Source organism: Paraburkholderia hiiakae, assembly GCF_904848665.1.
Classification (GTDB): domain Bacteria; phylum Pseudomonadota; class Gammaproteobacteria; order Burkholderiales; family Burkholderiaceae; genus Paraburkholderia; species Paraburkholderia hiiakae.
Window position 1 is genome coordinate 324998 of sequence record NZ_CAJHCQ010000006.1, and the last position, 14024, is coordinate 339021.

A 14024-nucleotide genomic window follows, 5' to 3' on the forward strand; every position below is an offset into this window, starting at 1 on the left:
GCCATATGAAAGTTAGAAATGTAGCCGACTATCTCGTCGAGACGCTTTCGCGCACTGGCGTCAACCATCTATACGGCGTGGTCGGAGACAGTCTCAATGGCATTACGGAGGCGGTCAGGCAACACGAGGACATGGAGTGGATCGGCGTGCGTCACGAGGAAAGCGCCGCGTTCGCGGCGTCGGGCGAGTCGCAATTGACCGGCAAGCTGGCCGTATGCGCCGGATCGTGCGGCCCCGGAAACCTCCATCTGATCAACGGCCTTTTCGACGCGCATAGAACGAGAACCCCGGTTCTCGCGATTGCCGCGCATATTCCGTCCATCGAGGTTGGTGGCGGCTACTTTCAGGAAACGCATCCGCAGTCGCTCTTTCAGGAGTGCAGTCACTACTGCGAACTCATCAGCGAGGTCGAGCAGGCGCCGTATGTGCTGGAGAGTGCAATCAGGGCCGCTGTGGGCGGTCAGGGCGTTTCGGTTATCGTGCTTCCGGGCGACGTCGCGCTTCGGGATGCGCCGCAAAGGCGCGTCATTTCAGCGGGAGGGATCAAGCTGGGCACGCCCGACATTTCGCCGGATAGCGCATCGATCACCGAACTGGCAGACTTGCTGAACGCTTCACGACGGGTAGCGATTTTTGCCGGGCGAGGGTGCAAGGCTGCCCACGCGGAATTGATGAAACTGGCCGACGTGCTCGGTGCGCCCATCATTCATGCGCTCGGCGGCAAGGAGTATGTCGAACACGATAATCCCTTCGACATTGGCATGACGGGTTTTATTGGATTTTCGTCGGGCTATGCAGCAATGCAATCGTGCGACGCGCTCTTGATGCTCGGCACCGATTTCCCATACAAGCAGTTTCTCCCCGCGCAGTGCAGTGTCGCACAAGTCGACACGAGAGCCGAGAACCTGGGGCGGCGAGTTCCCATCGAACTGGGCATTGTTGGCGATGTACGCAGAACGATTCTGCAGCTCTTGCCGGCGCTGAACCGGAAAGCCGATCGGCGGTTCCTGAGCGATGCGCTCGCGCACTATGCGCGAGTTCGCAAGGAACTCGACGAGCTTGCAGTCGGCACGCCGGGAAGCAAGCCGATTCATCCGCAATATCTGGCGCGTGTTATCAGCGAAACCGCTACCGATGACGCCGTATTCACCGCCGACGTCGGCACCACGACGGTCTGGGCCGCACGCTACTTGCGAATGAACGGTCAACGCCGTCTGATCGGTTCGTTTTGTCACGGTTCCATGGCGAATGCGCTACCGCAGGCCATAGGGGTGCAATATGAAGCGCCGATGAGGCAGGTCGTCACGTTCTCGGGCGACGGCGGCCTGACGATGCTAATGGGGGACTTGATTACCCTGAAGCAACACAATCTCCCGGTGAAGGTCGTGGTATTCAACAATGGCGTTCTTGGATTTGTCGCTCTCGAAATGAAGGCCGCAGGATTTCTTGAAACAGGCGTCGATCTGGAGAATCCGGATTTTGCTGCAATGGCGGAGTCCCTGGGCATTCGCGCCCGGCGAGTCGAAGACCCGGCAGAGCTGGCCGAAGCGGCGTCTGAATTATTCGCTCATGATGGACCGGCGCTCCTCGACGTGGTGACGGCGAAGCAGGAACTGGTCTTGCCGCCGACAATCGGATTGAAAGAGATCAAGGGTTTCAGCCTTTGGGTTTTGCAGGCCATTATCAATGGTCGCGGCGACGCCGTGGTCGATCTCGCCAAAGAGAATCTGCTTTCTCGATAGCGTCGCGATAAAACGCGTGCGTTGCCGAAAGAACGATAGCGTGCCCCCCGATAACATGGTGTCGTGGTGATTGCTTCAACCAACGTCCTGAATAAAGGGGAAATCGTGGCTACATCAAGTGCAAATCATTCATCCGATCGTCGCTATGTGCTGACGGCCGGAGCGGGGGTGGCGGTCGCCGCATTCGCGGCTCCTGCCGTTGCAATGGCTGAGGCGACCGTGCGCAACGGGCATACGCACGCGGCGTCGCGTCCCGCAAACGGAGAGCGTTACATGGCTGATTCGGTTCTGGCCAAAGACGGAACACGGATCTTCTTCAAGGATTGGGGCAGCGGCAAGCCGGTGGTGCTGTCACACGGCTGGCCGCTCGATGCGGACGCGTGGGATGCGCAGATGCTGTTTCTCGTGCAGAACGGCTACCGCGTGATCGCGCACGATCGCCGCGGGCATGGCCGCTCCGGCCAGTCTTCGTCGGGTAACGACGTGGACACGTACGCGGACGACCTCGCAACCGTGATCAACGCGCTCGATCTCAAGGGAGCCACGCTCGTTGGACACTCGATGGGCGGCGGCGAAGTCGCTCGCTATATCGGGCGCCACGGAACGTCACGTGTTGCCAGGGCGGTACTGATCAGCGCGGTCGTGCCGCTTATGCTCAAGAGCGAAAATAATCCGGACGGCTTGCCTGAATCCGCATTCGATGGCATTCGCAAGAACCTCACGGGCAACCGGTCGGTGTTCTACAAAAACCTGGCGTTGCCGTTCTACGGGTTCAATCGTCCCAATGCAAAGGTCGAACAAGGCACCATTGATGAATTCTGGCGCGAAGCCATGGGCGGTTCCATCCTCGCACAATATCAATGCGTCAAGCAGTTCGAGGTCGACTACACCGGCGACCTGAAGAAGTTCGATGTGCCGACGCTGATCCTCCATGGTGACGACGACCAGTTCGTTCCTGTCAACGTGGCAGGCCGGATGTCGGCGAAGATCATCAAGAACTCGACTTTGAAAGTGTATCCCGGCGCGCCCCATGGCATGTGTACGACGGAAGCCGACAAGGTCAATGCCGACCTGCTCGAATTCTTGCAAGCTTGAATGGCGTGTAGCTGCGAGCGCGCATCGGGAAGTGGCGGCCGCGCCCGCATGCATTATGCGAATTCGTCGAATGGCCCATTCGCAATGCGCGGCTTTTTGGTGGACGGACGCGCTTCTATACTCCGGCGCGAGCGAAGCGCTCAGAAGCGCGGTCCGACTCCATCAAAGGGAAAATCGCATGAGATCACATTGGTTCGGAAAGGGCGGCCTCGAAATCCCGCAACTGCTGCAATGAACGGTTCCGATCTCTCCGCGCTCTCATTGTTTTCCCGGATTGCCGAGGAACAAAGCTTTAGCGCGGCCGCGCAGGCGCTCGGGATCTCCAACTCCGTCGCGAGCTACACGATCCGGCGTCTCGAGGATCAACTGGGCGCGAAACTCTTTAACCGGACCACGCGAAGCGTCAGCCTGACCGAGGCCGGCAGCGACTTCCTTAAGCGAATCCAGCCGTTGATGGAGCAGCTCGATCTCGCTTTCAGCGAGGTTGGCCGGGCGTCCAGCGCGACGATGGGCACGTTACGTCTGAACGTGCTGCGTTCGGCAATCGCACTGGTCGTTTTGCCGGTACTCAAGGATTTCATGAATGCCTACCCGGATATCAAGATTGAAGTGATATCCGATAACAGTCTCGTTGATATCGCGAGCAAGGGGTACGACGCCGGTATTCGCTACGATCACGTTCTGGCGCAGGACATGGTGGCGGTGCAGATCGTCGACGATATGCGCTTTTGCATTGTGGCTTCACCCGAATACCTGCGCGGCAAGACGGTCCCCACGCATCCGCGCGATCTGCTCAAGCACGACTGCATCAATTATCGGAGCGCTGACACCAAGGCGCTGTATCGCTGGGAGTTCGAGAAGGGTGGCGAGAAGATCAGCATTGCCGTAGCGGGACGCGTGGCGACGAACGACAATGATCTGCTTCTGCAGGCTGCGCTCGACGGCCTTGGATTCGGCTATTTGCAGCATCGTTTGGCGCAGCCGCATCTCGAGGCCGGCCGCCTCGTGAACGCGCTCGACGACTGGATCGCGCGCGGCGCGCTCTATCTCTACTACTACAACCCGAGCGGCATGCCGCGCAAGCTGCGCGTTTTCATCGATTTCGTGCGTGAGCGCCTGAAATAGGGTCATGCGCAGACGGTGCCCGTCGATCGCGTTCTGATCCGTGCATTATGTGGATTCGTCACATGGCGTATTCGCATTGTGCGGCTTTTTCACAAACAAACGGACTCCTATACTGCAACGCCATGCCGGAGCGACGCCGTATCCGGTGTGAGGACTCCGCGGTGGATGGGCTTGCGAAGTCCCGCTTTAACCGCGCAATCGCACGTCTTTATCAGGGATATACCATGTCAACATCTAACACTCCCGTCTGGTTTATTACCGGTTGTTCAACCGGTCTTGGTCGCGCGCTCGCCACGCTGATCATCAAGCGCGGCTGGCGAGCCGTTGTCACGGCGCGTGACGTTTCGAGCGTCGCCGATATCGTGAGCGGTGCAGAAGACCGCGCCGTGGCGCTTGCTCTCGATGTTACGAAGCCAGCCGAGATCGAGGCCGCAGTGGCGACGGCGCGCGAGAAATTCGGACGTATCGACGTGCTCGTGAACAATGCCGGCTACGGCTATCAAAGCACGGGCGAGGAGGGCGTGGAAGCCGAGATCCGCGCACAATTCGACGCCAACGTATTCGGCCTCTTCGCGATGACGCGCGCCGTACTGCCGCTCATGCGCGCACAACGCAGCGGCAACATCATCAACATCAGTTCCGTGGCCGGTTTCATCGGCTTTCCGGGCTCGGGCTACTATGCTGCCTCCAAGCACGCCGTAGAGGGCTGGTCGGACTCGCTGCGCGCCGAACTGGAGCCGCTGGGCATTGGCGTGACGTGTGTTGAGCCCGGTCCGTTCCGCACGGATTGGGCGGGCCGCTCACTGCGTCAGACGCTGACGCAGATCGAGGACTATGCGCAGACCGCCGGTAAGCGCCACACAGGAACGAAGCAGGGGAGCGGCACGCAACCGGGCGACCCGGTGCGGGCGGGCGAAGCGATGATCGCGATTGCGCGCAACGCAGAAGCGCCGCGCCACCTGGTGCTGGGCGCGTGGGGCTTCAACACGGTCGTGGACTATCTGCAAAAGCTCACTAAGGATATTGAAAGCCTTCGCGATTTGAGCTTGTCGGCGGACTTTGACGCCAGGTAACGCAGCATTGTTGATGGCTGGCTGCCACGGATCCGGTACATTGAGGGATCCGTGGCGGCACGACGTCGAGCGGGTGATCATCGGGCTTACGCGGGCCAGCTGGTCCGCAGGGAGGGCCAGTGACGCTCATATTTCGTGCTACGCCAGCCGCCTTCGAGAACGGTCAAACGCGCCTTGATGAGGATTCCCGGCAATGCTCGAACGTTGCGACGGGGCGTAAGCATCAATGTGGGCAACGGTGGGCGCGAAGACGACGTTTCGTCTGGGCGGCGCGTGCCGTCCATATCAACGTTTGCGTCAAGCGAAGGTGCCATGTACAACCTTGCCAAGCTTGTATCGATGGTCAGTCGCCGGACCTTCAGGGCGGAAGGTCATGTCTTTGCCGTCACGCCCGAGCGTATAGCGATTGCGGAGGGCGTACGTGCTGCTGTGGCGATGGCGCCGATGCTCGTTGCGGCGCTATTGCTGGCACGGCCCGAGATTGCGCTGGGCGCCGTGGCGGCTTTCTGGAATTGCCTGTGCGATCCCCAAGGGGAAACAACCGCCCGCCTCAAAGCGATGGGCATGTTCACGGTCCTGGGCGCGATCGTCATGCCGCTCTCTGCCTACGCGGCGAGTTGGGGCTATATCGCGAGCCTCGCCACATTGTTCGTCCTGGTCTTTCTATGTGGACTAACACGATCGTATAGCGCCTCTCTTGGGCCGATGCCGACGCAGGCGGGCTTGATTGCCTCACTCGCCGTCGTCATAGGGATTGCATTAGCCAGGCCTTTGGCCGGCGCGCTCGAACTAGGCGGATATTTTTTGCTTGGTTCCGCCTGGACGATACTGTTCTGTGTCTTTCTCTGTCCCATTCCGTTTCGACAATCCGGCAATCTCATGCTATCGACGATCTTCGGAAGACTGGAGATCATGGCTGGCTTTTTACAGGCGCTCGATTCGCTCCCTGGGACTGACGTCGCCGGTTGGGATGTGTTCGACACCGTTCACCGGCGGGGTGTCCGCATGTCCATCGAACGGGGAAGGGCGTTGGTGGCGCTCGACACCTGCAACGGATCGCGGCTCGGTGCGTATATCGATACCGCCGGCAGAATATTTTCCGCCTTGATTGCCTTCGGTCACTCCCGGCGGTTATCCCGGGTGGCCCTCGACGCGGGATCCCGGGACTTGTTGCAAGGACTACAGCAGGTATTGGAAGCGCTTGGCAATCACGCCCTCCTGGATCGTCCGCTTCCCGACGCGGTGGTCGAGCAGGCGAACGCGCTTTTGCGCCAAAGTGCCGGTCACGAAGAGGCGGAGGCGCGTTCTGTGACTTTTGCGGCAAGCGCCATCGTCCGGCTCGCTGAGGGTGGCGCCGTGCCGGACGCCGGTAGCAAGGAACCCCCGGCGGCCGCCGCGCGAAGCAGCTATGCCATCGACCCCGTCGTCTGGCGCCACGCGCTAAGAGTTGCGACGGCAACTGTCGTCGCCTTTGCCATGGGTACCTGGCTAAATGTCACGCTTGCCTATTGGGGCGCGCTCGCGGCGATCATCGTGACGCAACCGATTTCCGCCAACGCCTGGCTGCGCGTTCTGGAGAGAGCAAGTGGCAGCCTCGTCGGAGGACTGATTGCCGCCATACTTCTGGCGACGCTCCCGGGGCCGGGCGCCATGCTCCTCGCTATCCTGCCGCTTGCCGCTGCGGCCATTGCCGCGAGGCTGGTGAGCTACGGCTTGTTCGTGGTATTTCTCTGTCCCATGTTCATGCTGGTTTCCGATTTCATCCATCCAACTGGCGGTTTGATTGCGGCACGCTTTATCAACGAAGTCATTGGCGCGATCGTGGGTGTGGCGGCCAGCTTCGTCTTGTGGCCCGATCGGGGTAGTGACGTGCTTAACGCGGCAATATCGGCGGCGATTTCCGCCAATATGCGCTTTGTGTCCGCCACGCTGCGCCTGGACGGCGGCTCGGCAGCGAAGCTCGATCACTTGCAACGAGATGCGGGGCTGGCAAGCACTCGCCTGGAAGCCGCACGCGAGCGCATGCTCCTGGAAGGTCGTTGGCGATCGGCATCGCTTGAACACCTGCGCGACGTCATCGTGGCTTTGCGTTCTGTTTGCGGTGCGGCTGCCGTGCTTGAAGTCCTGCGGGAGGGAGATCCGGACGCATTCAATCGCCAAAGGGCGGACGGCTATGACGAGATGACAGCCCAAGTGCTGCAAGCGCTGGCTTCCCGGACCCGCTGGCAATTGCCGAAGGCACTCCCGGACGAAGGCGCTGAAGGCGACCTCGGACAGGCAATACGTAACTTCGTAAGCGCGTTCAATGCCTACGTTTCCAACGGATAATCGCTGACTCGCCAGTTAAACCTCGTCTACCGGTAGCTGGCAAAGCTGGTGGTAAAAGGTTTGGATATCGGCGAAGTAAAATGGGCGAAACGCACCGTAGACGTTTTTCCAGTCCGGCATGTAGCTCAAGAGATGTTCTTGAAACGTCGTCACGACGTCTGGATCAAGATCTTTGCGTACGATCAGGACGGCTGGGACGCAAGTGTCATATTCGCCGACGACCTTCGTCACCTGCGCGTTCCCGGGCGTCATCTTCCACACGTCTTCCAGAATCATCGTTGCGCGAATGGACTTCGCGACAACAGCATCGACCCGGTCCTGCCATCCAGCAACCTGTTTGAGTTCAAAGAAAGTCTCAAGCTTCTTTCCTTTCTCGTTCAACATGATTGCAGGAGGGAAAAAGCTGGAAGAACAGGACCTGTTCAGATAACCATATGTCGATCCTTCAAGGTCGTCGATATTGCTTGCCTGATCGTCATGGCGCACCACAAGAAGCGTGCGTTGAGCGGGTTGGCCGGAGAACTTCGACGTTGCAATGACAAGGCCGCGATAGTGCGGATTACCCTTTCTCATCATCACGCAGAATCCCGCCCCCGGGACATATGCCATATTCGGGCCGCCCTCCTCGAGTAGCCGGTTCATCTCTGGAATGTCCGTCGTCGCCTCGGCGGTCATGCCTGTCCCGGATAGAAGACTTGTCCAGGGTTCGTCGGTGACGGGGAAGTCCAGATTCTTGTTCAGAAGAAACGTCAGATTCTGCGTGGCCATATTTACCACCTGCTCCATTTGAAGGCGAGGTCGAAAACCAGCGCTGATTTAGCATGTTCCTGGTTGGCTGGATAAAAATCGATATTGCGATTGAATCGATAGAATTTTTTAATTCGTTATTTGATCGTTTAATTCTATCTGGATCGAAAAAATGACGGTGTCGGAAATGAGATCCTTTTTTTCGAAACGCACGATTCGCTTGGCCTGACCAGGACTAGTCAACTACCGAACCCGTCGTATCGATCGTCGTCTATCGCGAAAGCAAAATGCACAGGCCGCACCGACGCTCCACGTGAGGCGTCGCCGGTGCGGCGTGTACCAGGCATGCCTGGGCGCAGCACCCGCTAGAAGATGACGACAGCCCGGCCGACCAGCGTGCCTTCGCGCAGGCGATCAAGCGTTTCATTGAGCTGCTCGAGGCGAATCGGGGTGGTCGTGTGCTGGATCTTGCCCGCCGCGGCCAACGCCATGACCTCGCTCAGATCGATGTAATTCCCCCAGTTCGAGCCGTAGAAGGTCTGCTCCCGATTGATGCGGGGAAACAGCGGGATGTCGACACGATCGCCCATCAGTCCCACATCGACATAGTGGCCGCTCGTGCCGAGGAGGCTGAAACCGAGCTGCATCAGATCGGGCGCGCCGACGCAATCGAGAATGCCGTCCAGCACCGGCTGTCCCGTGAGCCTCAACAACTCGGCTTCGATATCGGCCTTGGACGCGTCCTTGAAATTGATGGCGAAATCCGCGCCGTAGCCCTCGGCCCGGGCAAGCTTTTCCGCGTCCTGATCGAATGCGACGATCTTGACCCCGCCGCCGAGCAGTTTTGCGTATTGCACGCCGTAGCCGCCGAGGCCGCCCATGCCGAATACGCCGAGCACGCGCTCCGGGCCGAGCGCATCGGCGTTGAGCAGCTTCTTGACTCCGCGATAGGGTGTCAGGCCCGCGTCCGTGAGCGGTGCGAGGTGTTCGAACGAAAGCTCACGTGGCACCTTGATCAGATAGCGAGCGGGCACGGGTATGTATTCGGCGTAGCCACCATGCGGCCCGAAGCCAGGGAAGCGCACGTTGGGGCACAGCTGGGTATTGCCGACCTGGCAATGACGGCAGGTGCCGTCACCCCAGCCCGGAACGACGACCACGTGATCGCCTTCCTGCAAGCCCGCGCCAGAAGCCTGCTGTCCGATGCGAGATACGACGCCGGTGATCTCATGGCCGGGCGTGATGGGTGTCGGAATGTCGAAGTACTTCAGGAAGTACCCATCGATCAGTTCCGCGTCGGTGCGGCACACGCCGCAGGCCGTCACCTTGACGAGGATTTCATCGGCCTGGATGTCGGGGATGGGGATGTCTTCCAGGACCAATGGTTTGCCGAACTCGTGCAAACGCGCTGCTTTCATCATCATTCCTTTCCTCAAGTTGAACTCCAGCCAGCGTAGCCGGAGTGAAATCGCCGTTTCGAGCGATTGACGATGGATGGTCGCACCCCGCGGCAGGACTCGGCGCGGCGGCACCGCCGTCTTGATTTCGGTGAGCGATCGTCTCCAACCAGGGATCGAAGTCTAGGAGTTAGGCTGTTACTCAAAAAGAGGCGAAATCCAAATGCCGTATGCAAAGAAACGGCATAATGGGCCGCGCCGCTTTCTTGCCTCGTCGGCGCCCATTACGTGCCAGAAAGTAATGCCCCCGCCTGTGGGACGACGGGTTCAAGCTTGAGACGATCGAGCATTCCGCGGGCGGTGCAAACCGCCGTCGAGACCGTTCGGATTCCAAGCATGTCTTCGATACGCTGGATCGCTGGCAGCGACGGCATTTGCACGCACGCAGACGCCACGACGACATCCGCACCATCCGTATTCAGTCGGCGGACATCATCGACCAGCTTCAAAGGATCGCGCAATCCGACTTCAAGATTGTCAGGAATCTCGAAGCAGATAGAGTCGATCACTTCGATACCTTCGTTTTCGATGTATGAAACGACGAGGTCGGTTAGCGGCCGCATGTAAGGAGCCATGAGGGAAATTCGTCGGGCGCCGAGGATTTTCAGGCCTTCGATCAGCGCGCCGGCCGAAGTCATGACCGGCGCAAGGCAATCATTCGCGCGTGCGACTTCGGTGAGTTCGCGCTCGGTTTGCCGGTGGTACCCGTGTCCCATAGACATGATGGCGACCAGACAGGCAGTGCTCATCACGTCCACACGCGCGTCCGCCAGCTCCGCTGCGCAGCGAAGGCCCTGCTTGTTCATTTCGATCAGCTCTTCTTTCGTCACCTTATGCATTCTCATCCGGCTCGAATGGAAGGTGAATCGTTCGGGCCTGATTCCTTCGCGGGCTCGAAGCATCGCCGGTATTTCGGTTTCCATCGTAGTGTTTGAGCTAGGCACAATTTGGCCGATGCGGAAATGGGAAGTCATGTCAGTCCTCGAATAAAGCAGCGTGACGCGCAAGCAGAGGCTGTGAATAGATTTATGTGAGCTGCCCTCGCGACTATGGGGTACGTGTTTCAGGTATTTGAAACGGGTACGTTGGCTGGATGTGCTCATGCGTGGCATTTGCCAAAGTCAGCGGAATGCTCCTGCCTTCAATGCAGACATCGTCAACCGCGATGGACATCAACATACTGGATTGAGGCGAAATACGTCGCAGTGCGGCGTTTCCGGAAAAAAATCGATGAAAACGGCTATCGAGTCTTTCTCGGGATTTTTGTTGCCGTAACTAATCCGGCTACCTGCTGTTTTTGATATTTCGCTTGGTGAATTGATGCGTTGCAAAACTAATCATGCGTCAGACGACGAGATCGAGATCACGATGATATTGAAGAAACGAAACCCTGAACGCGTCGCGAATCTGTCCGTCGTTGGGTCGGCGGCTGCGCACGAGAAATGCGCGTGATCTCGGTGTTGATGTGCCGCGACGAAGCAACTTGCCTCAGGCAGTCTTAATAACTTTGTTTTCGCTCGGACTGGCAAAAAACGACGCGTCGTGTGGCATTCACCTACCGTGGGCGAAGAAGAGACTTTGAGCACCCCGGGGAGTAAGGAATGCATTCAAGAAAGTAAAATGAAATATTTTCAGTAATGCCTTACGCACTAACGTGGTGCGACTCCGCGCTTGGGCCGCAAGAAGGAAGCATTAAAGTCCAAAGTTAAAGTTTTATGGTTCCCGCACCAGTTCCCGCGCCGCTCGCCCAGTCTTACTGGCGCAACAACGCCATCATCGCGCCGAAGCCGACGAACACGCCGCCCGTCACGCGATTGAACGCTTTCGCCACGCGCCGGCTCTTGAGCGTCGCGCCGATGCGCGTGCCGAAACCCGCGTAGACGAGATACCAGCTCACTTCGCACACGGCGAAGGTCGTTACGAGCACGCCGAACTGGGGAAGCACCGGGCGGGTCGCGTCGATGAACTGCGGCAGCAGCGCCGCCGCGAAAAGGATCGCCTTCGGGTTGCTGCCGCCAACGAAAAAGCCGTTGCGATAGAGCGCAAGCGGCGAGCGCACGGGGCGCGCGGCCACGCGCTCGGCAACGTCGGCGGCGGCCTCCGGCGCGGGGGCGCCCCACGCCTTGATGCCCAGGTACACGAGGTACGCCGCGCCGATGAAACGCAGCGCGTTGAACATGGTCGGCCATGCCTGCAGGAATACGCCGAGCCCGGCTGCGGAGACGGCCAGCATCAGGACAAGGGCGGAAAGGCAGCCGGCCATGGTTGCGCTCGTGCGGCGCAGTCCGTACTGCGCGCCGTGCGACATGATGAGCAACATGTTGGGACCGGGGATGGCGCAGACGACGAAGACGGTGACGAGGAACAGCCACCAGGTATGCAGATTCATTGCAGCGGCGAAAAGAAAGAGGGCTGGAAAAACGGCGAAGGGTGAATTATGCCAGCGGACGGCGCGCGCCTGGCGGCGGCCCGCAGGCCGGGTGCAACGCCCCATCGGGCCAAAGTGCGGCCACGAAAAAGAAAAGCCCGCAGCGAGTGCGGGCTTGAACCATGCCAATGGAGACATCGAGGAGACAACCTCACTATAGTCAAGGCATTGACGCATCGCAATATACGTTCGTATATTGAATCGTTAACCATTGTCAGATTAATGAGTTAGTGATTGATGCGTCCATCGGGCAGGCACACAATGAAGCGGCGCGCTCGCTGGATGGGAAGGTGCGGCGCACGGGGGGCGAGACATCGCCTCGTCAGCCCGGAGCGGGTTTCAACTGGAGGGGTGATATGGGCATTCTGGACAAAGTGGGTGAAATTGCCGGTGCGGTGGCCGCAGTGGAAGGCGCCGAGAAGCTCGATCCGAACGCAGGCTTTCTGACCAAGGCCGCTGCGGCAGTTGCCGGTTTCGAGGGAGCCAAGGAAGTCGAGCAGCTAGTCGAGAAGAAGGAAGACGAAAAGCCCGCCGACGACAACACCGCGCAGCCCGCGGACGGGTCGGATCAGCAGACGTGAGCGCCTCGCCGCGCGCGTGACGGATTGACCGGGGAGTCGGGCGCGCTTCGCTTCATGTCATTGGATACGTGAGTGGCAGTTCAGATACAGGAAAGCCGCGGCAGAACAGCCGCGGCTTTTTCATTGGTGCGCCGGGCAGGGCACTAGCGGGCAGAGGCCGGCGACGCGCGATAAACGAAGCCGAGCGCGATGACCGCTACGGTGAAGCCGAGGGCGACGAAACACACGCCGCTCCAGCGCGCCGAGGCCCATGCCGCGCCGGCCATGAGTGCGCCGGCCGCGCCGCCGATGAAGAACATCCCCACGAAGATCGCGTTGAGCCGCCCGCGCGCGGCGGGATTGAGCAGGTTGATGGCGCGCCGCCCGAGCGTCTGGTCGGCGATGACGCCCGCGTCGAGCAAGGCTGCGCCCGCAACGAGCAGACCCAGCGCCAACGCGGGATGCGCGGCGGCCGAAAAGCCGCCCCAGCCTGCGCCCGCTATGCCCAGCAGCACGACCGCGCCGAGCATCGTCGCGTGCGCGGCGTATTGAACCGCGCGCCCCGCGCCGCGATCGCCCAGCCGGCCCGCGAGCGGCGTGACGATCGCGCCGCTCGCGCCGGCCAGCGCGAACGCGGCAATGCCGTTCATGCCCAGCGAAAACGGCGGCTGCGACAGCAGCAGGGCGACCGCGGTCCAGAACGCAGAGAAGGCGCCCAACGCGAGCGCCGCGAGGAAGGCGCTACGCCGCAGAACGCGCTCGGTGCGTAGCAACGTCCAGAGCGAATACAGCAGATCGCCGTAGCGCGCAGTCACGGCTGGTATCCGGTGTGGCGTGCGCAGGAAGAGGACCACGGCGAGCAGGGCATCCGCTGCCGCTTCGATTCCGTAGAACGCACGCCAACCCAGCGTTCCCGCAATCAGGCTCGCAAGCGGCCGCGACAGCAGAATGCCCAGCATCAGGCCGCTCATCACGTTGCCTACCGCCCGCCCACGCTGGCTTTCGGGCGCCATCGAGGCGGCCATCGGCACGAGCATCTGGATCACGCTGGAGGTCGCTCCCGCGAGGAACGCGGCGGCGAGAAAGAGTGGGCCCGAGTGCGCCAGTGCCGCGAGGGCGAGGAAGGCGGCGCAGGTGAGGAGCGTGCGGAAAATCAGGCGCCGGTTTTCGAGCAGATCGCAAAGCGGCACGAGCAGCAGCAGGCCGGCCGCGTACCCAAGCTGCGGCAGCATGGCGACCGCGCCGACGAACTCCGGGCGCAGATGCAACGACTGGCTCACGAGCCCCGCAAGCGGCTGGGCCGCCGAGAGATTGACGACGATTACGCCGACGGCGGCGGCGAAGAACAGCGTCATCGGCAGCGTGAGCGTGGCGTGAGTGGCATGGCTGACGGGGGTGGCTTCGCGCGCCATCACGCGCGTACAGGTTTCAGCAGGGTGCTCCATCGATTCGCTCCGCAACGTGGGAAG

General features: G+C 60.4%; 11 protein-coding genes. 6 read left to right on the top strand and 5 right to left on the bottom strand.

Going from position 1 to position 14024, the window contains the following annotated elements:
• Positions 1–5: 5 nt before the first annotated feature.
• From poxB to JMY28_RS14515, 5 genes are all read left to right on the top strand, one after another.
• A complete protein-coding gene (gene poxB, locus JMY28_RS14495; RefSeq protein WP_201696616.1) occupies positions 6–1742 on the top strand; it encodes a ubiquinone-dependent pyruvate dehydrogenase in 1737 nt (578 codons plus the stop codon).
• 273 nt (positions 1743–2015) lie between these two features.
• A complete protein-coding gene (locus tag JMY28_RS14500; protein WP_236596872.1) occupies positions 2016–2837 on the top strand; it encodes an alpha/beta fold hydrolase in 822 nt (273 codons plus the stop codon).
• 231 nt (positions 2838–3068) lie between these two features.
• Positions 3069–3962: a LysR family transcriptional regulator gene (locus tag JMY28_RS14505; RefSeq protein ID WP_201696617.1), complete on the top strand. Its 894-nt coding sequence runs from the start codon at positions 3069–3071 to the stop codon at positions 3960–3962.
• Between the two features lie 224 nt (positions 3963–4186).
• Positions 4187–5035: an oxidoreductase gene (locus JMY28_RS14510; protein ID WP_201696618.1), complete on the top strand. Its 849-nt coding sequence runs from the start codon at positions 4187–4189 to the stop codon at positions 5033–5035.
• Between the two features lie 312 nt (positions 5036–5347).
• The gene (locus JMY28_RS14515) at positions 5348–7363 is read left to right on the top strand and encodes an FUSC family protein (protein WP_201696619.1); all 2016 of its coding nucleotides are present in this window, start codon (positions 5348–5350) and stop codon (positions 7361–7363) included.
• 15 nt (positions 7364–7378) lie between these two features.
• Here the strand turns inward: JMY28_RS14515 and JMY28_RS14520 are convergent, their stop codons facing one another.
• The 4 genes from JMY28_RS14520 to JMY28_RS14535 form a co-directional block, all read right to left on the bottom strand.
• The gene (locus tag JMY28_RS14520; protein WP_201696620.1) at positions 7379–8131 is read right to left on the bottom strand and encodes a phosphate/phosphite/phosphonate ABC transporter substrate-binding protein; all 753 of its coding nucleotides are present in this window, start codon (positions 8129–8131) and stop codon (positions 7379–7381) included.
• Positions 8132–8475: 344 nt separating this feature from the next.
• Positions 8476–9534 (bottom strand): NAD(P)-dependent alcohol dehydrogenase, encoded by a 1059-nt coding sequence (locus tag JMY28_RS14525; protein WP_201696621.1) that lies wholly within the window; start codon positions 9532–9534, stop codon positions 8476–8478.
• Positions 9535–9791: 257 nt separating this feature from the next.
• On the bottom strand, positions 9792–10541 hold the full coding sequence (locus tag JMY28_RS14530) for a maleate cis-trans isomerase family protein (protein ID WP_328809404.1): 750 nt from the start codon (positions 10539–10541) through the stop codon (positions 9792–9794).
• A gap of 779 nt (positions 10542–11320) precedes the next feature.
• On the bottom strand, positions 11321–11956 hold the full coding sequence (locus JMY28_RS14535; protein WP_201696622.1) for a LysE family translocator: 636 nt from the start codon (positions 11954–11956) through the stop codon (positions 11321–11323).
• 395 nt (positions 11957–12351) lie between these two features.
• Here JMY28_RS14535 and JMY28_RS14540 point away from each other — a divergent pair, with 395 nt between their 5' ends.
• Positions 12352–12576: a hypothetical protein gene (locus JMY28_RS14540; RefSeq protein WP_028205419.1), complete on the top strand. Its 225-nt coding sequence runs from the start codon at positions 12352–12354 to the stop codon at positions 12574–12576.
• A gap of 143 nt (positions 12577–12719) precedes the next feature.
• Here JMY28_RS14540 and JMY28_RS14545 read toward each other — a convergent pair whose 3' ends face one another.
• Entirely contained in the window at positions 12720–14000 is a 1281-nt protein-coding gene (locus JMY28_RS14545) for an MFS transporter (protein WP_201696623.1), read from the bottom strand.
• Between the last annotated feature and the right edge of the window lie 24 nt (positions 14001–14024).

Bases quoted from the DNA above. Each gene is read 5' to 3' on its own strand.
- poxB (WP_201696616.1), top strand. From the start codon at position 6: ATGAAAGTTAGAAATGTAGCCGACTATCTCGTCGAGACGCTTTCGCGC.
- JMY28_RS14500 (WP_236596872.1), top strand. From the start codon at position 2,016: ATGGCTGATTCGGTTCTGGCCAAAGACGGAACACGGATCTTCTTCAAG.
- JMY28_RS14505 (WP_201696617.1), top strand. From the start codon at position 3,069: ATGAACGGTTCCGATCTCTCCGCGCTCTCATTGTTTTCCCGGATTGCC.
- JMY28_RS14510 (WP_201696618.1), top strand. From the start codon at position 4,187: ATGTCAACATCTAACACTCCCGTCTGGTTTATTACCGGTTGTTCAACC.
- JMY28_RS14515 (WP_201696619.1), top strand. From the start codon at position 5,348: ATGTACAACCTTGCCAAGCTTGTATCGATGGTCAGTCGCCGGACCTTC.
- JMY28_RS14520 (WP_201696620.1), bottom strand. From the start codon at position 8,131: ATGGCCACGCAGAATCTGACGTTTCTTCTGAACAAGAATCTGGACTTC.
- JMY28_RS14525 (WP_201696621.1), bottom strand. From the start codon at position 9,534: ATGATGATGAAAGCAGCGCGTTTGCACGAGTTCGGCAAACCATTGGTC.
- JMY28_RS14530 (WP_328809404.1), bottom strand. From the start codon at position 10,541: ATGACTTCCCATTTCCGCATCGGCCAAATTGTGCCTAGCTCAAACACT.
- JMY28_RS14535 (WP_201696622.1), bottom strand. From the start codon at position 11,956: ATGAATCTGCATACCTGGTGGCTGTTCCTCGTCACCGTCTTCGTCGTC.
- JMY28_RS14540 (WP_028205419.1), top strand. From the start codon at position 12,352: ATGGGCATTCTGGACAAAGTGGGTGAAATTGCCGGTGCGGTGGCCGCA.
- JMY28_RS14545 (WP_201696623.1), bottom strand. From the start codon at position 14,000: ATGGAGCACCCTGCTGAAACCTGTACGCGCGTGATGGCGCGCGAAGCC.